The sequence below is a fragment of the Amycolatopsis solani genome (assembly GCF_033441515.1).
In the GTDB taxonomy this organism is placed as follows: domain Bacteria; phylum Actinomycetota; class Actinomycetes; order Mycobacteriales; family Pseudonocardiaceae; genus Amycolatopsis; species Amycolatopsis solani.
On the sequence record NZ_JAWQJT010000002.1, the window covers coordinates 1,497,135 to 1,517,924 of the forward strand.

Consider the following 20,790-nt stretch of genomic DNA (forward strand, 5'->3'; position numbering starts at 1 on the left):
TTCAGCGCATCGCGGCGACGAGGCTCGCCGGGCGCAGGTCGGTCCAGTTCTGCTCGACGTACTCCAGGCACGCGGCGCGGGTGTCCTCGCCGTGCACGGTCCGCCAGCCCGCCGGGACGTCCACAGTGGACGGCCAGAGCGAGTGCTGGTTCTCGGCATTGACCAGGACCAGGAAGGTGCCGTTCTCGTCTTCGAAGGGGTTGCTCATGATTTCTTCTCCTCTGTGAGGGCGGCCCGGCCGAGTGCCGGGGTGGCGACGAGCAGGGCGAGCGCGACGAGCGCGACCGCGGCGTGGGCGAGCATGGTGAGCGGGACGCCGAGCGCCTCGACCATGACGCCGATCAGCAGGTTCCCGACCGGCGTGGCGGCCAGGGTGAACAGCGCGAGGATCGACATCACGCGCCCGCGCATCTCCGGCGTGGCCCATCGCTGGGCGAGGCTGACGAGCACGAGCGCCGTCAGGCCGGCGACGAGCCCGAGCGCGAAGAAGGCGGCGATGCCGACGGCCGTCGACCCGGTGGCGAGCAGCGCGAGACACCCGGCCTGCGCGGCGAGCCCAGCGGTGGCGAGCCGCCCGGCCTTCTCGCGCGGCGGCCACTTGACCGACACGACGAAGGCGAGCGACGCGCCGAGCGTCATGGCGGTGAGCAGCCAGCCCGCTCCCTGGCTCCCGCCCAGCAGGACGAGCCCGAGGTTGATCGGCCCGGCCCCGCTGAGTTCGAGCAGCCCGGTGACGATCATGGCGGTCCGCAGGGCAGGCCGTTTCGCGACGTAGCGGCAGCCTTCGCCGACGTCCTTCGCGAGCTGCCGGACCTTGACCCGCTCCCGCGGTTCTTTGCTGGTCAGCGTCTTGGTGTTCCCGGCGGCGACGGCGGAGACGAGGAAGCTGACCCCGTTGACGACGGCGACGGTGACGAGCCCCCCGAGCCCGGCCAGCCACGACCCGAGTGCCCCACCCCCGGCCTGCCCCCCACGCACGGCGGCGAGGTAGACGGCGTTGCCCCGCACCAGGTGCTCGGGCGGGAGCAGGTTAGGCCGCAGCGCGTCGGAGGCGGGGATGAAGAAGGCACTGGCGACGGCCATGACGACGATCAGCCCGGCGAGGAGCGGAACGGAGGGCCCGGCCACGAGCACGGCGGCGGCCCCACCGAGCATGGCCCCGGCCCGCAAGAGATCGGTGGTGATCAGCACCCGCCGCGGCCCGGTCCGATCGGCGACGGCGCCGCCGACCAGGAGGGTGAGGACTTTGGGGAGGGACCCGAGGGCGAGGACCAGGCCGGCGAGCGCGGGCCCGGCGGTGCCGACGAGCGTGACGGAGAGGGCGATGAGCCAGACCGCGTCCCCGAAGGAGGACAGGCCCATGGCGAAGACGAGACCGAGGAAGGGCGCGGGCAGCGCGCGAGGCTTGACGGCGGTGCTCGGTTCGAGAGTGGCCGACCGGGTCTCGGCCGCGGCGGCGGGCAGCGCTTTGCCCGCGCGGCTCGCTTCCGGGCCGGGCGCCACGCCCGCCGCATCGCGAGGCTCGGTCACCGCACCCGGCTCGGCCACGCCCGCACCCGATCCGGCCACCGCGACACCCGGCCTGGCCACCACACCCCGCCCGACCACAGCATCCGGCCCAGCCGCCGCACCGCGAAGCTCGCTCACCGCGACACCCGGCCTGGCCACCACACCCCGCCCGACCGCAGCATCCGGCCCAGCCGCCGCACCGCGCGGCTCGGCCACGGCGCTCATCCCGGCCGCCACCACACCCGGCTCCGCCGCAGCCGCGCGGGGCTCCTCGACGGCAGTCACGACACACCCCCGACCGCGGCGACCCCGGGTCGTGAGTGATGAGTCGGGTTAGAACCCGACTCATCACTCACGACCGGCCGCGCCGGACCTGCCGAGCCGCGCGTCATGACAGCACCTGCTCGCGGACCGGGACGGACGTGCCCGGGAACCAGACGTCCTCCGGGGTCAGCGCGTCCGGCTGGTACTGCCCCAACGCGCTCAGCAGCAGCCGCAGCTCCAAGGCCAGCGCCTCCGCGAACCGCACCAGCCCGGACTCCGGATCCGTGTCGACCGCCAGCAGCGCCGCCCGGCCGAGGCCCGCCGCGCGGGCGCCCAGCGCCAGGACCTTCGCCACCCGGGTGCCTTCCCACATCCGGCCCGACGCCAGCAGGCACCCGGCCGGTGCGCCGATGCGGGACAGGCACTCACCCAGCGGGAGCCCGACCGGGCCGAACGACAACGGCGTCCAGCCCGAACCACCCTCCGCGCCGTCGACCGTCACCGCGTCCGCGCCGGCCTCCCACGCCACCGAAGCCGCCGAAGCGACGTCGCGGCCTGGCGGGAGCTTCACCCACACCCCGGCGCGCGGAAAGTTGTTGCGCATCAGGCGGATCTGCTGCCGCAGGATCTCCGGCGTGAACGTCCCGGGCGAACTGCTCCGCAGCACCGAAGACCCCAGCGTCAGGTCCACCGCATAAAGAGAAGCGAGCGAAGCAGCGTCAGAAGGCGAAACCAGCGTCATCCCACCCAGCCCGGGCTTCGCGCCCTGCCCCACCTTCAGCTCGAACGCCAGCCGCCCGGACTCGAGCAGCGAAGCCGCCGACGGGTCGGAATACACCAGGTTCCAGACCTCCGCGTCGGCGTCCTCCGTGCTCTGCTGCACGACGACGCCGCCGAGGCCGTCCGGGACCGCGTCGCCGTACGCGCGCAGGCGCTCCAGCAACGTGCCCGCCGACGGACCGCCGGCCCGGCCGTGGCCGTGCACCGGGACGACGTTCTCGCCGATCACCATCGGGATCCCGAGCCGGCCGGCCTGCGCCGAAGCCGCCGCGCCGAGCCCCGCGCCCGCCACCTGCGTCGAACCGAACGCCGACAGGTACACCGGCAGCGAGGACGCGAACCCGCCGATCGACGTCGACAGCGAGACGTCGCCGTACAGCGGCTCGCGGCCCAGCTCGATCAGCTTCTCCAGCCGCCGCGGCACGAACACCGGCGGGACCAGCCGCGCCGACTCCAAGAGATCCGCGGAATCGGACGAAGACCCGCCGAACAAGGAAGTCCCATACGAAGTAGCCGAAGGGAACACCGCCGCGGCCCCGGATCGGGCCCGCTCCCGGACGAGATCCTCGGGGAACCCCGAAGCCTGCAACGCGGTCACGGCGAGACCACCCCCGGCAGCTTCGGGAACGCGGTCGCCTGCCACACCGCGTCCAGCCCGGCGACGTACCGCGTGAACCGCTGCACGCCCAGCCCGAACCCGGCGCTCGCCGGGATCCCGGCCCGGACCAGGTCGAGGTACCACGCGTACTTCGCCGGGTTCTCGCCCGTCTCGCGCATCCGCGTGACGATCCGGCCGTAGTCGTGCTCGCGCTCGCTGCCGGAACACAGCTCGCCGTACCCCTCGGGCGCGATCAGGTCGAAGTTGCGCAGCACCCCCGGCGTGGAAACGCTTTCCCGGTCGTAGAACCCGCGCGAGCCCTTCGGGTAGTCGACGAGGAAGAACGGCCGCGCGTGCTTCTCCGACAGGATCGCCTCGCCCGCCCAGTCGATCTCGGCGTCCGCGCTCTGCGGGTGCCCGAGCTCGCGCAGCGTCTCGACGGCGGTCGCGTGCGACAGCCTGCCGAACGCGCCGCCGAGCAGATCGGTGAACGCGCCCGAGTCGCGGCCCAGCGCTTCCAGCACGTCGCCCGCGTCCTCGACGACCCGGCGCACCACGTGCGCCACCAGGTCCTGCAGCAGGTCGAGCACGTCGTCGCGGGACGCCCCCGCGACCTCGACGTCGAGCTGGTGGAACTCGGCCAGGTGCCGGCTCGTGTTCGCCGTCTCCAGCGGCTCGAGCCGGACGTTCGGCGCGACGTAGAAGATCTTCGAAAAGCCCAGCAGCGACGCCTGCTTGTACAGGATCGCGCTGGTCATCAGCTTGTAGCGGTGACCGTAGAAGTCGACGTCCACCTGCTTCGCGCCGCGGCCGCCCGGATCGGTGACCGGGCCGATCACCGGGGGCAGCAGCTCGGTGAAGCCGCGGGCGCCGAGGAACGCGCGTGCCTCGGCGAGCAGCTTGTGCTGGAGGCCCAGCACGTGCCGCGTGGTCTCGGAGGTCAGGTGCGTGCGCGGGTCCGGCGGATCGGTGTACTCCATGGCGTTCTCACTCCCAGCTGGTCGGGCGGTTCAGGACAGGACCGGGTCGAGCCGTCGGCGGTGGTAGGACAGGTCGGCGAGCAGCCGGGTCGCGCTGACCCGGTCGTGGCCGCGGCGGCCGCCCAGCGCGGGCGGCAGCGGCATCCGGCCGGTGTGCCACCACTGGAGGCGGCCTTCGTCGTCGAGCACGCACCGGGTTTCGCCGCCGTTGTCGGGGTGCAGGCAGTACGGGACGTCGAGCAGGCCGCGCTCGAACGCCGCCGGCAGCGCCTCGGTCAGCGTCGGGGCGAGCGAGCGCACCTCGTCGACGAGCAGCCGCGCCTGGGCGTAGACCTCGGTCTCGCCCGGCGGCGCGCCCGGCGCGGGCTGCTCCAGCGCGGTCGCGTGCGCCAGCCGGAGCGCCGAGACGTTCTCTTCGACGGTCGGGATCCGGTGCGCTTCCGCGGTGGTCTTGACGATCAGCCGCTCGGTGCCGGTGCGCACGGCCAGCCGCACGCTCTCGGCGACCAGCTCCCGCGCCCCGGCCGCGGACTCGGGGAACAGCCCCATGTAGGTGTAGAGCACGATGTGGTGGTCCACAGTGGACAGTTCCTCGGCGCACAGCCGCCGCATCGCCCACAGCGCTTCGGCGTCCTGCTCGGGGCTCGTCTGCTGCGCGTAGCTGGCCGACACGCTGCGCACGCCGTGCTCGGCGAAGAACAGGCACTCCAGCACCGACAACGCGACGAGCAGGCCCGGCGGGCACAGCTGGCCGAGCATGCAGCCGCCGAAGCTCTCCAGGTGGCAGTCCACGGCCTGCCCGGCCAGCAGCGACGCCGAGCGCGACCACGACTTCGCCGCCGTCCGCAGCGGCACGCTGCTGTAGGGCAGGCAGTAGGACACCGGCCCGCCTTCGGAAGCGTCGAGACCGGATTCGAGCATCACGGCGAAGATGTCTTCGGGCTGCGCCGAGCCGTGCCGGACCTGGACGGGGAAGCCGGGCAGGTCCGCGACCAGCTCGGCGGTGACGGCCGGGCCCAGCGCCACCAGCGGGTAGCCGTTGAGCGGGACCCCGGACTGGATCGACATCGCGGCGAGGTCGTGCTGCCCGGTGCGGGTGTAGCTGTCGAGCGTCACGGTGCCGACGGCCGGGACGCCGGCCCCGGCCACCGCGTGCAGCCCGCGGCGCATCGCGGCCGGGTCGGAGAACCCCATCCGCGGCTGGACGACGAGCGTCCGGCGGCGGCGGTGCTCGGCCACGAACGCGCTGAACACCGACCGGGCAGCGGTCACCGCAAGGTCCGGATGTTCGCGGCGACGAACTCGCGGAAGGACTCGATCGCCTGGCCGGAATCGCCGGCGCCGACGTGGAAGACCGCGTCGTAGCCCAGCGCCAGCAGCTCGGCCTCCAGCGCGCTGTTCGCGTCGCCGTGGACGCCGAGCTTGCCGCCGATCACGGCGGGCAGGCCGGCCAGGACGGCGTCGGCGCGCAGCGCGGAGATCACCCGGGCGCCGTCGACGTGGCCGTGGCCGTTGATGGTGCTGATCACCAGGCAGTCCGGCCGCTCGGCGCGGCACGCTTCCAGCAGCCGGCCGACCGGGACGCAGGCGCCGAGGTTGACCACCTCGTGGCCCATTTCCTCCATGATCAGCTGGAGGGCGACGAGGTTCCACATGTGCGAGTCGGACTGGACGCTGGACAGGACGAACTTCAGCGCAGGTTCCGCGGACACGGCGGGCCGGTCCGGGGTCTGCTCGATCTGGAAGGTGGTCATCGTGCGTCGCTCCCTGTGCGTTCGGGGAACGTCCGCGGTGCGGGCCGCGAACTTCTCACGACGAATCGTCATCGGCCGGAGCCCGGCGCACATGGGTGCGGCGGCCCCGCATTCCCGCGCCGGCCGCCCACCCCGGTCCGCCTCGCGCGCGGGCGTCGCGGCCCCGCGCGCGAGCGCGGAGTCCGGTGCGCTCCAGGTGCCCCGCATGGGGGATCCCGCCCTCGCCGCGCCCCTCGAACCCCCGGCCGGCCCGCCCGCCGGACGGCCCAACCGCCACGTCCGTCCGGCCTAATCCCCCACTGCGCGACCAGGCGTTTCCCCGCCGGACCCCCCATGAACCCCCAGAACGCCCCCATGCCGGGCGGGAATGCGGGCGTAGCACCCCCATGTAACCGGCGTCACCCGCTGGCATGCTCGATCCCGTGATTCCCCCGCAGCCGAACCCGGCGACCACGACGCTCCCGCCCACCTGGTGGGCGGCCGGGCTGACCCCGCACGAGCGGCGCCCCGACGGCACCCGCCCCGCGTGGGTGGACTTCGCCGAGGCCGCACTTTCACGTGAAAGTGCCGACCTGGGAGCCGCACTTTCACGTGAAAGCGGCGCTTGGCGCGAGGCGTTCGCCGCGGTGTTCCGTCCCTTCACCGACGCGGCCCGTGCCGCGATCGCGGCTGCCGCAGCGGGCTCGCCCGCCGTCGACGCCGCGCCGGTCGCGGACGGCTGCGCCGCGCAGCTCGGCCACCAGCTGGCCGGCCTCGCCGCCCGCACCCTGGTGCTGGAGCTCGGCCGGGCGCGGCACAAGGGGATCCTCGAAGGCGAGACGCCGGAAGCGCGCTTCGCCGACTTCGTCCGCCGGACCGGCACCCCCGCGGGGCTGACCGACCTGCTGCACCGCTACCCGGTGCTCGCCCGGCTCGCCGCGCAGGCGTCGCTGCACGCCATCGCGGCCACCACCGAGCTGCTGGCCCGGTTCGACGCCGACCGCGTGGCCCTCACGGCGTTCACCGGCACCGACCCGGGGCCGCTCGTCGAGGTCAGCGGCGGCACCGGGGACGCGCACCAGCGCGGCCGCTCGGTCCGCGAACTGCGGTTCGCCGGCGGCGCGCGGGTCGTCTACAAGCCGCGCCCGCTCGACCTGCACACGGCGTTCACCGCGCTGGTCGGCTGGCTCAACCCGCGCGTGCCCGGTCTCGAACTGGCGTCCGTCGACGTCCTGGCCCGGCCCGGCTACGGCTGGCTGCGGTTCGTCGAGCACCGGCCGTGCGCGGACCTCACCGAGGTGGACCGCTTCTACCGCCGCCAGGGCGTGCTGCTCGCCCTGCTGCACGCCCTCGACGGGACCGACGTGCACTTCGAGAACATCATCGCGGCCGGCGACCAGCCGGTGCTGATCGACATCGAGACGCTGTTCCAGCCTGTGCTCCCGGCCGAAAGCACCGAAACCGACCCGGCCGCCGAGCTGCTCGCCCGCTCGGTGCACCGGACCATGCTGCTGCCGCAGATGATCGTCGGCGAGCACGGCGCGGTGGACATCTCCGGGCTGGGCGGCGGCCGCGCGGCGGCCCCGGCGCTGGAGCGCGTCGACTGGCTCGACGCCGGCACCGACCGCATGCGGCTGGTCCGGGTGCCCGGCGGTGTCGGCACCGGCGTCAACCGGCCCACCCTCGGCGGCATCGACATCGAGCCCGCCGAGCACGGCGCCGCGCTGCTGGCCGGGTTCCGCGCCGGGTACGACGCCATCGCCGCCGGCGCGACCGAGTTCGCCGCGCTGCTGGAAAGCTGCGCCGGCGCCGGGATCCGCGTCCTGGTCCGCCCCACCAGCTTCTACACCCGGCTGCTCGACGAAACCACGCACCCGTCGCTGCTGGCCGACGCGGCCGCGCGGGACGAAGCGTTCGGGCTGCTGCACGACGACAGCACCGACGACGTCCGCCGCGCGCTGGTGGCCGCGGAGCTGACCGACCTGTGGGCCGGCGACGTCCCGATGTTCACCGGCGAGCCCGGCTCCGCCGACGTCTGGGACGCCGAAGGCAACCGGCTGGCCGGCCTGCTCGGCACGACGCCGCTGGCGACGGTGCGGGCGAAGGTCGCCGGCATGACCACCATCGACCGCCGCGACCAGGAGTGGCTGATCACCGCCGCGCTGGCCACCCGGCCCGACGCCGAGACGCACACGGGCTGCGGGGTCAGCGACGGCATCCTCCCGAGCAAGACCCCCGAGCCCGCGCACCTGCTTTCGGCCGCGTGCGGCGTCGCCGACGCCATCATCGCCCGCGCCTCGACCTCCGGCGGGCGCGTCAACTGGGTCGGGCTGGAACTCGTCGACGAGAAGTACTGGACCGTGCTGCCGATGGGCGGCGGGCTCGGCGAGGGCTACCCCGGCGTGGCGCTGTTCCTCGCCCAGCTCGCCGAGCTGACCGGCATCGACCGCTACCGGGACCTGGCCGGGAAGGCGCTTTCCGGCCTGCCGTCGCTGGTTTCCGCGCTCGAAGCCGACCCGGACCTCGCCGAGGCGGCCGGGCCGGGCGGCCTGCTCGGGCTGGGCGGCGTCGCCTACGCCGCGGCCCGCCTCGCGCGGCTGCTCGACCGGCCGGACCTGCTGGACCTCTGCGCCCGCACGGTCGCGGTGATGCCGGCCCCGACGCCGCGGACGTCACCGCGGTTCACCACCGGGCTGGCCGGCGGCCTGGTTGCGCTGCGCTCGGTCGCCACGCAGACCGGCCTCGAACCCGCCACCGCGCTCGCCGGCGCCTACGCCGCCGAGCTCGCAAGCCGGTCCATCGACCCCGATCTGGCCGACCCCGGGTTCGCGCACGGCGCGGCCGGCGTCGACTGGGCCCTGTCCGGGCACCCGCGCGAGACCGCGACCCTGCCGCCCGCGAAGGCCGCGACCGGGCACGGCTGGTGCTCCGGCCTGGCCGGCCAGGTGCTCGCCTACGCCGGCGACCCCGACGTGCTCGGCGGCCTCGACGAGCAGGTCCGGCGCCTCGCCGCCCAGGAACCGCTGCGCGACCTTTCCCTGTGCCACGGCGAAACCGGCATCACCGACGTCCTCGGCGTGCTGGCCGAGACCGGCCACGCCGGCGCGGAAGCCGCGCTCGCCACCCGGACCGGCCTGCTGCTCACCGCCGTCGAACAGGACGGCGCGCGCTGCGGCACCCCGGACGGCGTGCCCTCCCCCGGCCTGCTGACCGGCCTGGCCGGCATCGGCTACGGCCTGCTGCGCCTCGGCTTCGGCCCCCGCGTCCCGTCCGCCCTGCTCCTGCAAGCCCCGACCCGCTGATCCGCCCCACCTTCACGAGGAGAGAACCACCGATGCGCGAAACCACGACCGAGACCGCCGAAGCCACCGTCGGCGCCCTGGTGCTCCCGCGGGCGAACCACGCCGGCTCGCGCAACCAGGCGCTCGCGGGCACCCGGCCCCGGCTGTCCGGCGTCACGCTCGACACCTTCGGTTCGCCGACCGTCGTCACCAACGGCACCTTCGCCCTCTGATCCCCTCCCCGTCCCCCGCACCCGAAAGCGATCCCCCATGACCGAGCCCGAGTTCCCCGAGAACCCCGTCGGCGACCTGACCCTCCCCGTCTCCGCCCGCACCGGCGCCCGCAACCGCGCGCTGTCCGGCCAGGCCCCGCGGCTGAGCCAGAACAGCCTGAGCACCCTCGACATCACGCCGGTCTTCACCGTCGCCTTCGCCGAATAGCTTCCGTTTCACCCCGCACGACTACCGAGAGTGGAGCCACCTGCATGACCGAGCACGACTTCGCCGGCCTGGACAACCCGATCGGCGACTTGACCCTCCCGGCGTCCGCCCGGACGGGCGCGCGCAACCACGCCCTGTCCGGCAAGGCGGCGCGGGTCAGCCAGAACTCGCTGACGACGATGGACATCACGGTCGTCACGGGCGCTTTCCCCGGATAGTGAGACGATCACCGCGTCGGTAATTCGACCTACGCCCGGAGGACGCCCGTCCGGTTATAGTGACCGCGATGGGCATCCGATCGACGCGCCTGATCGGGCGCGACAGGGAGCTCGGCGCGCTGTCCCAGGCCCTGGAGAAGGCCCGCACCGACCACGGTGGGGCCTTCTTCCTCGTCGGTGAAGGCGGGATCGGGAAGTCCCGGCTCGCCGCCGACGTCGCCGCGCGGGCACTGGCGACCGGGCTCCCCGTGCTGCGCGGACGAGCCAGCTCGATCGGGCCGATGGTGCCGTTCCGGCCGCTGGCCGAAGCCCTGCTTTCGCACTTCCGCGGCGGCCACCCGCCCGCGGCGCCCGAACTCGACCCGCTCGTGCCGGTGCTGGCCCGGCTCGTGCCCGACTGGTACCGCGGCGACCGCCCGCACGACAACGGCAACCTCCTCGTCCTCGCCGAGGCGGTGTTCCGGCTGCTGTCGGTGGCGGGGCGCGAAAGCGGCTGCCTGATCGTCCTGGAAGACCTGCACAACGCCGACGCCGAAACCCTGTTCATCGTCGAGTACCTCGTCGACAACCTGGCGTCGAGCCGGGTGATGCTGATCGGCACCCTGCGCAACGAACCGGGCGAGGCGCTCCGGCTGGCGACCGCGGCGGCGCAGCGCTCGGCCAGCCACACCTTCGAACTGACCCGGCTCGACGCCGCGAGCACCCGCGAGTTCGCCGCCGCCTGCCTGGAGACCGAGCCGGCCGCGGTGCCCGCCGCCGTCGCGAACCTGTTGTGGCAGAACAGCGAGGGCGTGCCCTTCGTCGTCGAAGAGCTGCTGCACGGCATGGTCAGCGACGGCCTGCTCGTCGGCGGCGCGAACGGCTGGCAGGTCGTCGGCGAACTGCAGGCCCGCGTGCCGGAGGCGCTGATCAGCAGCATCGCCGCGCGCGTCGACGCACTCGGCGCGGACGGCGAGACGCTGCTGTCGGTGGCCGCCGTGCTGGGCAGGCGGTTCCCGCTGTCGGTGGTGCAGGCGGTCACCGACATGGACGACCGCATGCTGCACAACCACATCAGCGCGAGCGTCGCCGCGCACCTGGTCACCACCGACGAGACCACGCCCGGCTGGTACGCCTTCCGCCACCCGCTCACCGCGGAGGCGCTGCTGGCGCGGCTCGTGCCGTCGACCAAGGCGAACCTGGCTCGCCGGGCCGCCGACGCCGTCGAGCTGCTGCACCCGGGCCTGCCCGGTGAGCTGTGCGCGCTGGCCGCGGCGCTGCGGCTGACCGCGCTGGACCACCCCGGCGCCGGGCGGCTGTTCGCCGAAGCCGGCCGCCGCGCGCTCGACGGCGGCGCCGCCGACTCGGCGGTGACCATGCTGACCCGCGCCGTCGACCTGATGGCCACGGCGAGCCCCGACGACCGCGCCGACGCGCTCGAGTCCCTGCTGCACGCGCTCGGGCAGACCGGCCAGTTCGACCGCGCGGTCGGGTTTTCCGCCCGGTTCGCCGAGATCGGCCGCCTGGAGCGGGCGGTCGACCTGCACGTCCAGCTGGCGTGGGCGGCCTACATCGGCGGGCGGCACGACGAGTGCCTCAACCAGATCGAGCAGGCCCGCGCCCCGCTCGGCGGCGAGATGACCGAAGAGCAGAAGGCGGGCCTCGACGCCGTCGAAGCGACGCTGTGGCTGGACATCCCGGGCCCGGCGCACACCGAACGCGCCCGGCAGCTCGCCGAACAGGCGTGGCAGGTGGCCGAGCGCGTGGGCGTGCCGTTCGTGTCGTGCCAGGCGTTGCAGGTGCTCGGGATGGTGGCGCTGGAAACGGATCTGGCGGAGGCCGAGCGCTACCTGCAGCTGGCGCGGCGGCTGGCCGAACGCCACCAGCTGACGCACCTGCGCACCCAGGTGCTGGTCCGCCTCGGCGGGCACCGGATGCTGGCCGAGGGCGACGTCCGCACGTTCGACCTCGCCCGCGCCGAAGCCCAGCGCACCGGCGCGATCACGCTGACCTGCGCGGTCGACGCGAGCCGCGCGGTGCACGCGGTGATGCGCGGAGAGTTCGCGCAGGCCGATCGCATTCTCGACGAAAACCTCGCGGTGCTGGGCCGGCTCCGGCTGGTGGCGCTGCTGCAGTACACGCACATGACGCGCGCGATGGTGGCCGCGCACCAGGCGGACCGGCCGCGGATGGAAGCCGCGCTCGACGACTTCCGCGCCGAGGGCGGCAACAGCGCGCAGGAGATGGTGCTGAGCGTCGGGCTGGCGCAGGTGTTCTGCTCGCTGCTGGAGGAGGACGCCGAACGCGCCCGCCGCGAACTCGCGCAGGTGCTGGCTCTGGAGGAGCGCCAGCCGAGCCGCTTCCACCTGGCGGGCCAGCACGGCCTCCGGCTGCTGTTCGAGGCGCTCGACGGCACGGCCCCGCCGGAACGGCCCCCGGCCGCGGTGAGCGGCATGCGCTGGAACCGCCAGTTCGTCCTGCTGGGCGACGCGGTCCGCCACGGCCGCGCCGGCTCCCCGGAGCTGGCCGACGAAGCGGTGGCGGCGGCGATCGAGGCCGCGTCCCCGTTCCCGGTGAGCAGGCACCTCGGCCTGCGCATGGTGGCGGAGTCCGCCGCGGCCGACGGCTGGGGCGACCCGGTGACGTGGCTCAAGGAGGCCGAGGAGTACTTCCACCAGGCGGATGTGACGGCGGTGGCGAGCGCGTGCCGCGGGCTGCTGCGCAAGACCGGCGTCGCGGTCGGCCAGCGCCGCACGGGTTCGGACCGCCTGCCGGCGGGCCTGCGCTCGGCGGGGGTGACGGTCCGCGAGTACGAGGTGCTGCAGCTGCTGGCGGACAACATGGGCAACAAGGACATCGCCCGGCGGCTGCACATCTCGCCGCGGACGGTGGAGAAGCACGTGGCCAGCCTGATGGCGAAGTCGAACCTGCAGAACCGCAGCGCGTTGACCGAGTACGCCCGCAACACCCCGCACTGACGCGCCCGCGCCCCGGCCCGAACGTAGTGAATGACTCATTCCTGTCGTCCGGCGACAGGAATGAGTCATTCACGGCGTTCAGGTGCCGATCGGGATCTCCGCCCAGACCGTCTTGCCGCCGTCGGCGCGGTGGAAGTGGCCCCGGCGGCGGCTGCACGCGGCGACCAAGGCCAGCCCGGTGCCGACCGGCGCCACGTCGGGCGCGGCCGGGTCGAACCACGCCGTCGCGCCGCCCGAGTCCTCGATGCCGATCCACACCGCCGAATCCGCGCACGTCAGCAGTGCGCGCACCGGGCCCGTCGCGTGGCTGACGGCGTTCGCGGCCAGCTCCCCCGCGATCAGCACGACGTCCGCCGCGACGTCGTCCGGTACCTCGCCGGCCGCGGCCAGGCGTTCGCGCACCCAGGCGCGGACCTCGCGGACCTGGGCGGGCTCCCGGTCGAAAGCGAACTTGTCCAGCAGCATGCTTTCCCTCCCCTGGCCGGGAAAACGATTCCCCGTTCGAGGGGTTTCGCACACCCTTCCGGGCCGGAATCGCCCGAACGGACTAGATTGGACTCGTGAGTCCAGTCACCAGGAAGCTGACCGCCAAGGGCGCCGCGACGCGGCAGCGGATCGTCGAGGGCGCGGCACAGGAGATCCGGGAACGCGGCGTCGCCGTCACGACGCTCGACGACGTCCGGGCGCGGACGGGCACGAGCAAGAGCCAGCTCTTCCACTACTTCCCCGACGGCAAGGAAGAACTGCTGCTGGCGGTGGCCGAGTTCGAAGCGGCCCAGGTCATCGAGGTCCAGCAGCCGCAACTGGGCGTGCTGACGTCGTGGGCGGCGTGGCGGCGGTGGCGGGACACGGTCGTCTCGCACTACACCCAGCGCGGGCAGCACTGCCCGCTCAACGTGCTCATTTCCCAGCTGGGCCGGGCGACCCCGGGCGCGCAGAAAGTCGTCGGCGGGATGCTGGAGCGGTGGCGGCGGGAAATCGCGGCCGGCATCCGGCACCTGCAGGCGGCCGGCGAGGTCGCCGCGGGCCTGGACGCCGAACGCACCGCGGCCGCCCTGCTGGCCGGGATCCAGGGTGGGGTGCTGGTGATGCTGTCGACCGGCCGCATCGATCACCTCGAAGCGGCGCTCGACGTCGGGATCGAGAACCTGCGGGCGAGCGGGAACCGGTGAGCCCGGTTCCCGCTCCCGGGCGTCAGGCGTTCTTGATCGCGGAGATCTCGAACTCGAGGGTGACCTTGTCGCTCACCAGCACGCCACCGGTCTCGAGGGCGGCGTTCCAGGTGATGCCGTAGTCCTTGCGGCTGATCGTGGTGGAGCCCTCGAAGCCGATCCGGTCGTTGCCGAACGGGTCCTTCGCGGAGCCCTCGAACTCGAACGGGATGGTCACCGAACGGGTGACGTCCTTGATCGTCAGGTCGCCCGTGACCTCGAAGGAGGTCTCGCCGGTCTGCTTGATCTCGGTGGTGGTGAAGGTGATGGTCGGGTACTCGTCCATCGACAGGAAGTCGTTGCTCTTCAGGTGCCCGTCGCGGTCCGCGTTGCGGGTGTCGATGCTGTGCGCCTGGATGGTCACCTGGGCGGACGACTTCTCCGGGGCGTCGCCGTCGATCGTGGCGGTGCCGGTGAACTCGTTGAAGCTGCCGCGCACCTTGGTCACCATGGCGTGACGGGCGACGAACCCGATCCGCGAGTGGGCGGCGTCGAGGGTGTACTCGCCGGTCAGCTGGGGGTAGGAGGTCGCGCTGGTCATCGCTGTTCTTCTCTCGTAGTAGTGGTCGTCCCCAGTGATTGAGGGTTCAACGACACTGTACTCAGCTTTGCTGGTTGCGCAAGCAAGCTTTAGGTAGAGTCGCCGATATGGGTGATCTGAGGGAGCTCGACAGCGAGGAAGCCGCGTTCTGGCGGTCGCTGATCCGCGTGACAACCGTACTGCCGCGCGCGCTGGAGGACCATTTCCTGCCGGAGACCGGCCTCACGGTCAGCGACTACGGCGTCCTCGTCGCGCTGTCGGAAGCACCGGATCACCTGCTCCGCATCTCCGCGCTGGCGGCGACGACCGCGTTGTCGCTCAGCCGGATCAGCCGGGTGGTCGACGACCTCACCCGCCGCGGGCTGATCGAGAAGCGGCGCTGCCCGGAAGACGGGCGGGCGTCCAACGCCGTGCTGACCGGCGCCGGATTGGCCAGACTGGAGGCGGCCTACCCGAGCCACCTGGCCCGCGTCCGGGCTTCGGTGTTCGACCACCTGAGCGCCGAAGAGATCCGGACCGCCGGACCGGTGCTGGCCCGGCTGGCCGCGGCGCTCGACGCCGCTCCCCCGACCGACGAGGAGCAAAGGACGCGATGAGCGACAAGGGCGAATACCAGCGGGACCTGAACTACCTCCCGGACCGCATCACCGCCGACGGCCGCGACGGCTGGCCGGTGGAGCCGGGTCGCTACCGGCTGATCGTCGCGCGCGCGTGCCCGTGGGCGAACCGCGCGGTGATCGTCCGGCGGCTGCTGGGCCTGGAACCGGTGCTGTCCATGGGCATCGCCGGGCCGGTGCACGACGAGCGCAGCTGGAGCTTCGACCTCGACCCCGGTGGCCGCGACCCGGTGCTCGGCATCGAGCGGCTGCAGGAGGCGTTCTTCAAGCGCGACCCGGAGTACCCGCGCGGGATCACCGTGCCGGCGTTCGTCGACGTCCCGAGCGGGAAGGTCGTCACCAACGACTTCGCGCAGATGACCCTCGACATGTCGACCGAGTGGACGGCGTACCACCGAGACGGCGCGCCCGAGTTGTACCCTGAGAAGCTGCGCGACGAGATCGACGACGTCGCGCAGAAGGTGTTCACCGACGTGAACAACGCGGTGTACCAGTGCGGGTTCGCCCGGTCCCAGGAGGCGTACGAGCACTCCTACCGCAAGCTGTTCGCCCGGCTGGACTGGCTTTCGGAGCGGCTCGCGGACCAGCGTTACCTGGTGGGCGAGACGATCACCGAAGCCGACGTCCGCCTGTTCACCACGCTCGTCCGGTTCGACGCGGTGTACCACGGCCACTTCAAGTGCAACCGGCAGAAGCTCACCGAGCTGCCGGTCCTGTGGGCCTACACGCGGGACCTGTTCCAGACGCCCGGGTTCGGCGACACGATCGACTTCCCGCAGATCAAGGAGCACTACTACGTGGTGCACCGGACCGTGAACCCGACGGGGATCGTCCCGCTCGGCCCGGACGTCTCAGGCTGGCTGACCCCGCACGACCGCGAGCAGCTCGGCGGCCGGCCGTTCGGCGACGGCACCCCGCCGGGCCCGCCACCCGCCGCCGAGCGGGTGCCCGCGCTGTAGGTCCCGGGCTACGGTGATCGCCATGGAACGCCTGCGCGATCGCCGCATCCTGGTCACCGGCGCCGGTTCCGGCATCGGACGGGCCACCACGCTCCGCCTGCTGGAGGAGGGCGCGCGGGTCGTCGCCACCGACGTCAAAGGCCACGACGACCTGCCCGCCACCGCGGTGCTGACGATGGACGTCGCCGACGAGGCCGCGGTGACCGCCGGGGTTGCCTCGGCGATCGACGTCCTGGGCGGCCTCGACGTCCTGGTCAACGCGGCGGGCATCCTGCTGGCGTCGCACACGCACGAGACGTCGCTGGCGCTGTGGAACCGGGTGCTGGCGGTGAACCTGACGGGCACGTTCCTGGTGACCCGCGCGGCCCTGCCCGCCCTGCTGGCTTCGGAGAAGGGCGTGGTGGTGAACTTCAGCTCGACGTCGGCTTCGTTCGCCCACCCGTACATGGCGGCGTACTGCGCGAGCAAGGGCGGGATCCAGGCGTTCACGCATTCGCTCGCCTTGGAGTACGGCAAGCAAGGCCTGCGCGCGGTCAGCGTCGCCCCGGGCAGCGTGAAGAGCGGCATCACGGACTCGGCGGCGAGCTGGCTCCCCCAGGACGTCGACTTCACCCTGTTCGGCCGGCTGCTGCCGCTGTTGCCGACCGGCCTGACGACGGAGGTCGGCAACGCGGTGGCCCGCCCGGAGGCGGTGGCGGGAGTGGTGGCGATGCTGGCTTCGGACGACGGCGAGTTCATCACGGGCACGGAGATCCGCGTGGACGGCGGAACGCACACCTGAGCCCGGCGGCGTAACGCGGATCGCTCCCCACCCGACTCTGGGCATGCCCGGAGAACGGTCACCGCAGTCGCCTCGAGGTACGCCGATGACGCCATCGCCGCCTTGTCCGAGGTTTGCGCACACGCAGCTTCGCGATGGTAGTCGCAGCACCAGCCGCCGCGGTCATGCACTGCAGCAGCTGCAAAGCGAAATCGAGGTAAGTGGGCACCGTCGGACTCCGTTCTCCGAAAGCTGGGGTGCAACCACGTTCGCCCACCGACGCCGCCCAGCCGCCGAACGGCGATACCGAGGTGCGAAACCGCAGTTCAGGGCCAGTGGCCGGGAACCATCGCCGCGATATCGCCCCGGGAGCGCTCATGCCTGAACGAGACACTTGGGCCCAGAACATGATCAACCTGGGCATCGATCTGCGCGAGCTGCGCATCTCCGCTCGCTTGACCCAAGAAGAGCTGGCCAAGCGCCTCGGCGGCCGACAGCAGGGCTGGGTTTCGGAAGTCGAGAACGGGAGCCGGCGTGGCCGGCCGATCACCTGGGACGACGTGTCGAACTGGCTCAAGGCTTGCGGAGTGGACGCCGCTCTGCGCGAGGAATGGCGGCTCCGCTACACACCCATCGAGATGGCCTCCGATCTGCGAAACCGCAAAGGAGCCGGGAAAAGAGGCCAAGCCGGCGAAGAACGTGCGGCCCTCCCCTCGGAGACGACCCGGATCACGGATGAGGTCCGGAAATTCAAAGCACTCTTCTGGGAGGAGTTCGATGCAGCCAGGGAGCAGGCACGCCGGCTGAAGGGCCGCGAGGAGCAGCTGACCTCCGAGCTGGCCGAAATCACGGGCAAGATCGACGACCTCAAGCTGCAATGCCACCAGGCCGAGCAGCAGATCGCCACGGACGGCCGGAGGGAGCAGCACTTGCGTCAAAGGATCCGCGGGCTCAGGGAGCAACTGCGGTCGGACGACGAGACCATCCACGTCCTGGAGAAAGAGATCCAGTTCACGCGTGAACAGCGGCGCATCGCCGAGGAGACCTCGCTGCGGATGGGCCGACGGACCGCCGAAGTCGCGCTGCGCTCCCGAGCTGCCTCGGATCTCCTGTCAGTGCTGCTCGAAGCCACCTGGGCGGATCGGCGCGAGGAGCCGGAAACGAAGACGGCAGCGGACGCCGACCGGAAGAAGTCCGTTCCCGAGATCCGGAAACTGGAGCCCGTGACCACCCGGTGGCCTGGCGAAGTGGGACGGCCAAGGACGCTGGTCTCGACGTTGTCGATCATCGCCCTGGCCATCCTGCTCGTCGTCAGCCTCGTCGCGCTGATCTTCTGACGTTCGGCTCAGGCGGCCGCCGGCTCCTCCTGCTTCCGCTCCGGCGCGGCCATCACCCTGGCGTTCAGCACCACCGCGCCCAGCACCGGGAGCAATCCCGCCAGCGTCCAGCCCAGCGTGGTCGCCTCGGCGAACCACCCGATCAGCGCCGGACCGATCAGCCCGCCCGCGTAGGTGAACGTGGTGAACCGGGACAGGAACGTCGCCGCGTCCGCTCCTTCGCCGGCGCGGCCGACCGCGCTGAAGATCAGTGGCAGCAGGACCGAGCCGCCGAGGCCGAGGATCGCGAAGCCCGCGACGCCGGCCACCCACGACGGGACCATTACCACGATCGCGAGCCCGGAGGCCGCCACCGCGCCGCCGATGCGGAACAGCGCCGGGGCGCCGTAGCGTTCGGTCAGCCGGTCGCCGACGAGGCGGCCCGCGGCTTGGCAGGCGGAGAACGCCGTGAAGCCCAGTGCCGCCGCGGCGAGCGTCGCGCCGCGGGAGTCGTGGAGGAAGACGCCGCTCCAGCTGATCACCATGGCCTCGAGGATCATCGCGGTGAACCCCATCGCCCCGAACACACACACCCGCCGCGTCCAGCCGGTGCGCCGGCTCACCCGCGCCCGGCCGCCATCGGCCGCCGCTCCGGCCCGGTCGGCCGAGGCCGGGAGCAGTCCGGTGGTGGCCGCCAGGCCGGCGACGACGAGCACGGCGCCGACCCACACGTAGTGCTCCGCCACCGGGCTGCCCGCCTTGGTGAAACCGGCGCCGGCCAGCGAAGCCGCGACGGCGCTGATGCTCCAGGCCGCGTGGCAGCCGTTCATGACCGACCGCTTGCGCACCTGTTCGACCAGCACCGCGTGGGCGTTCATGGCGACGTCCAGCGTGCCGTGCACCACGCCCATCAGCAGTACCGCGGCGCCGAGCTGGACGGCGTCGCCGGCGAAACCGATCCCGGCCAGCACGAACGGCGACGCGGCCACGGCCGGCCGGATCACGCGGGCGCTGCCGAACCGGGCCACGAGCGGGCCGACGAACTGCATCGTCACCAGCGCCGCCAGGCCGAACAGCGTCAGGATCGCCCCGAGCCGTCCGTCGCTGAGGCCGTGGTCGAGCTTCAGCGACGGCACGCGGCTGATGAACGTGGAGAACAGCGTGCCGTTGAAGAAGAACACGGCCACCACGGCCCACCGGGCCCGCGCCGCCGCGACGCCCTCAGTCATGCACGCCACCGAAGCCGGCGGGCACGACGACTTCGCGGCCGATGCGCCGGGCTTCGGCCAGCAGCTCGTCCTGCCAGCGGTCCCACAGCCCGGCCATCCGGGACGTGATGATCACGGTGTCCACGCTCTGCTCCGCCAACGGCGTGCGCAGGCCCATGGTGTGGTGCCCGACGTGCCGTCCGGACGCGGTCGCCCGCGCCACCAGCGAGGCGTCGAAGTCCAGCACGATCGCGGGCGGCATCGACGGCGGGATGTCCGCGCCCGCACCGAGAATCGCGATCTTCGCGCCCGGCGGGACGTGGCGCACGGCCTCGGCCAGCTCGGCCGCCACGTCCCTGTCGCGCACCCGCTCCTGCCACGTCACCAGGCCGCGGTAGTCCTCTTCGTAGCTCCAGAACAGGTGCTTGATGGCCAGCGCCAGCCCGATCTCGACGACGGGTTCCCGGTGCTGCGCCAGGAAGTGGAGCATGTTCCGGGCGAGCTGCTCCCACAGGTCGAACTGCTCGCGCTCGTGCGGCAGGTCGACCACCCAGGCGTCCTCGGCGACGTGGAAGCGCACGCCGTGGCGGGACAGCCGGAACGCGAGCTCGGTGTCCTCCCCGCCCCAGCCGTGGAACTCCTCGTCGAAACCGCCGACCGCGCGGAAGTCCTCGGTGCGGACCGAACAGTTGATGGTGAAGAAAAGCCGCCACGGCAACAGGTCGGCCCCGGAAACCACGTTCTGCAGCTGCGGGTGCCGGACGTCCTGGAACTCCGGATCGTCGGCATAGCGCGCGACGGTGGCTTCCGGCCCCAGCCGCTGCACGGCGTCGGTGATCCAGGACATGTCCTTCTCCGGCCGGTACCCGTACGCGTACCCGATGACGGCCCGGCGCACGTCGTCGTCACCGTGCGCCTCGAGGTGGCGGAGCAGGAGGTCCGGCCCGAACAGCGGTCCGGTGTCCAGGAAGACCAGGATGGGAGCGTCGGCCAGCCGCGCGCCGGCGTTGCGGGCGGTGCCGGCGCGGAACCCGAGGTCCTCCTGGAAGTGGTACTTCACCCGCAGCCGGTCCGCGAAGGACTCCACGACTTCCCGGGTGGCGTCGGACGACCCGTCGTCCGCGACGATCACCTCGAAATCCCCGGCCGGGAGCCGCTGCCGCGTCAGGTGCTCGAGTGAAGTCCGCAGCATCTCGCACCGGTTGTACGTGGGAATGACCACCGACACCCGCGGGCGATCCCCGTCCGAACCCATCGTCCCTAACCTCCCAGTCGAAGCCACCGGCGAACGACTCGACGCCCGCCCGCGGCGCGCGGGACGAGCGGAGCCGGACAGGACGCGGCGCACGATCACTCGGCCGCATGGCGAGCGTGGCACCGGTGGCCGCACCGGGCGTCTTCAAGAATGCGCTTTCCG

20 protein-coding genes are annotated in these 20,790 nt (G+C 72.7%); 10 read left to right on the plus strand and 10 right to left on the minus strand.

The annotated features are described in order from the left end of the window. Position 1: 1 nt before the first annotated feature. From SD460_RS27280 to SD460_RS27305, 6 genes are all read right to left on the minus strand, one after another. Positions 2 to 208 carry an MbtH family protein gene (locus tag SD460_RS27280; RefSeq protein WP_166639700.1) on the minus strand — a complete coding sequence of 69 codons (207 nt, stop codon included), beginning with the start codon at positions 206 to 208 and terminating at the stop codon, positions 2 to 4. Continuing rightward, a complete protein-coding gene (locus SD460_RS27285) occupies positions 205 to 1,569 on the minus strand; it encodes an MFS transporter (RefSeq protein WP_318306919.1) in 1,365 nt (454 codons plus the stop codon). The genes SD460_RS27280 and SD460_RS27285 overlap by 4 nt, the downstream gene beginning before the upstream one ends. Before the next feature lie 328 nt (positions 1,570 to 1,897). Further along, entirely contained in the window at positions 1,898 to 3,151 is a 1,254-nt protein-coding gene (locus tag SD460_RS27290) for a glutamate synthase-related protein (RefSeq protein WP_290062717.1), read from the minus strand. Beyond that, complete coding sequence (locus SD460_RS27295; RefSeq protein ID WP_290062716.1) at positions 3,148 to 4,131, minus strand: asparagine synthetase A; 984 nt, start codon at positions 4,129 to 4,131, stop codon at positions 3,148 to 3,150. Before SD460_RS27295 ends, SD460_RS27290 begins: the two co-directional genes overlap by 4 nt. 30 nt (positions 4,132 to 4,161) lie before the next feature. After that, a complete protein-coding gene (locus tag SD460_RS27300) occupies positions 4,162 to 5,403 on the minus strand; it encodes a methylaspartate mutase (protein WP_290062715.1) in 1,242 nt (413 codons plus the stop codon). Further along, positions 5,400 to 5,885, minus strand: coding sequence for a cobalamin B12-binding domain-containing protein (locus SD460_RS27305; protein ID WP_290062714.1), 486 nt, complete (start codon positions 5,883 to 5,885; stop codon positions 5,400 to 5,402). The genes SD460_RS27300 and SD460_RS27305 overlap by 4 nt, the downstream gene beginning before the upstream one ends. A gap of 422 nt (positions 5,886 to 6,307) precedes the next feature. Between SD460_RS27305 and SD460_RS27310 the strand changes: the two genes are divergently transcribed. From SD460_RS27310 to SD460_RS27330, 5 genes are all read left to right on the plus strand, one after another. Next, positions 6,308 to 9,166, plus strand: coding sequence for a type 2 lanthipeptide synthetase LanM family protein (locus tag SD460_RS27310; RefSeq protein WP_318306920.1), 2,859 nt, complete (start codon positions 6,308 to 6,310; stop codon positions 9,164 to 9,166). Positions 9,167 to 9,198: 32 nt separating this feature from the next. Next, positions 9,199 to 9,378 carry a hypothetical protein gene (locus SD460_RS27315; protein WP_290057306.1) on the plus strand — a complete coding sequence of 60 codons (180 nt, stop codon included), beginning with the start codon at positions 9,199 to 9,201 and terminating at the stop codon, positions 9,376 to 9,378. Positions 9,379 to 9,415: 37 nt separating this feature from the next. Next, positions 9,416 to 9,586, plus strand: coding sequence for a hypothetical protein (locus SD460_RS27320; RefSeq protein WP_290057307.1), 171 nt, complete (start codon positions 9,416 to 9,418; stop codon positions 9,584 to 9,586). Positions 9,587 to 9,630: 44 nt separating this feature from the next. Then, the gene (locus SD460_RS27325; RefSeq protein ID WP_290057308.1) at positions 9,631 to 9,804 is read left to right on the plus strand and encodes a hypothetical protein; all 174 of its coding nucleotides are present in this window, start codon (positions 9,631 to 9,633) and stop codon (positions 9,802 to 9,804) included. A 68-nt stretch (positions 9,805 to 9,872) separates the two neighbouring features. Next, the gene (locus SD460_RS27330) at positions 9,873 to 12,761 is read left to right on the plus strand and encodes a helix-turn-helix transcriptional regulator (RefSeq protein WP_318306921.1); all 2,889 of its coding nucleotides are present in this window, start codon (positions 9,873 to 9,875) and stop codon (positions 12,759 to 12,761) included. 78 nt (positions 12,762 to 12,839) lie between these two features. Here SD460_RS27330 and SD460_RS27335 read toward each other — a convergent pair whose 3' ends face one another. Further along, entirely contained in the window at positions 12,840 to 13,226 is a 387-nt protein-coding gene (locus tag SD460_RS27335) for an ATP-binding protein (RefSeq protein ID WP_290057310.1), read from the minus strand. 95 nt (positions 13,227 to 13,321) lie between these two features. Between SD460_RS27335 and SD460_RS27340 the strand changes: the two genes are divergently transcribed. Further along, entirely contained in the window at positions 13,322 to 13,933 is a 612-nt protein-coding gene (locus SD460_RS27340) for a TetR/AcrR family transcriptional regulator (RefSeq protein ID WP_290057311.1), read from the plus strand. Positions 13,934 to 13,955: 22 nt separating this feature from the next. On the opposite strand, the gene SD460_RS27345 is transcribed toward SD460_RS27340, so the two are convergent. Then, a complete protein-coding gene (locus SD460_RS27345) occupies positions 13,956 to 14,513 on the minus strand; it encodes a YceI family protein (RefSeq protein ID WP_290057312.1) in 558 nt (185 codons plus the stop codon). A gap of 107 nt (positions 14,514 to 14,620) precedes the next feature. Here SD460_RS27345 and SD460_RS27350 point away from each other — a divergent pair, with 107 nt between their 5' ends. The 4 genes from SD460_RS27350 (at position 14,621) to SD460_RS27365 (ending at position 18,186) form a co-directional block, all read left to right on the plus strand. Further along, entirely contained in the window at positions 14,621 to 15,109 is a 489-nt protein-coding gene (locus SD460_RS27350; protein WP_290057313.1) for a MarR family winged helix-turn-helix transcriptional regulator, read from the plus strand. Beyond that, positions 15,106 to 16,089, plus strand: a complete 984-nt coding sequence (locus SD460_RS27355; RefSeq protein WP_318306922.1) for a glutathione S-transferase family protein — start codon at positions 15,106 to 15,108, stop codon at positions 16,087 to 16,089. Before SD460_RS27350 ends, SD460_RS27355 begins: the two co-directional genes overlap by 4 nt. A gap of 22 nt (positions 16,090 to 16,111) precedes the next feature. Then, positions 16,112 to 16,870, plus strand: a complete 759-nt coding sequence (locus SD460_RS27360; protein ID WP_290057315.1) for an SDR family NAD(P)-dependent oxidoreductase — start codon at positions 16,112 to 16,114, stop codon at positions 16,868 to 16,870. 356 nt (positions 16,871 to 17,226) lie between these two features. Beyond that, a complete protein-coding gene (locus SD460_RS27365; RefSeq protein ID WP_318306923.1) occupies positions 17,227 to 18,186 on the plus strand; it encodes a helix-turn-helix domain-containing protein in 960 nt (319 codons plus the stop codon). A gap of 8 nt (positions 18,187 to 18,194) precedes the next feature. Here SD460_RS27365 and SD460_RS27370 read toward each other — a convergent pair whose 3' ends face one another. After that, the gene (locus SD460_RS27370) at positions 18,195 to 19,394 is read right to left on the minus strand and encodes an MFS transporter (protein ID WP_290057317.1); all 1,200 of its coding nucleotides are present in this window, start codon (positions 19,392 to 19,394) and stop codon (positions 18,195 to 18,197) included. Continuing rightward, positions 19,387 to 20,628, minus strand: coding sequence for a glycosyltransferase family 2 protein (locus tag SD460_RS27375; protein ID WP_290057318.1), 1,242 nt, complete (start codon positions 20,626 to 20,628; stop codon positions 19,387 to 19,389). Before SD460_RS27375 ends, SD460_RS27370 begins: the two co-directional genes overlap by 8 nt. Between the last annotated feature and the right edge of the window lie 162 nt (positions 20,629 to 20,790).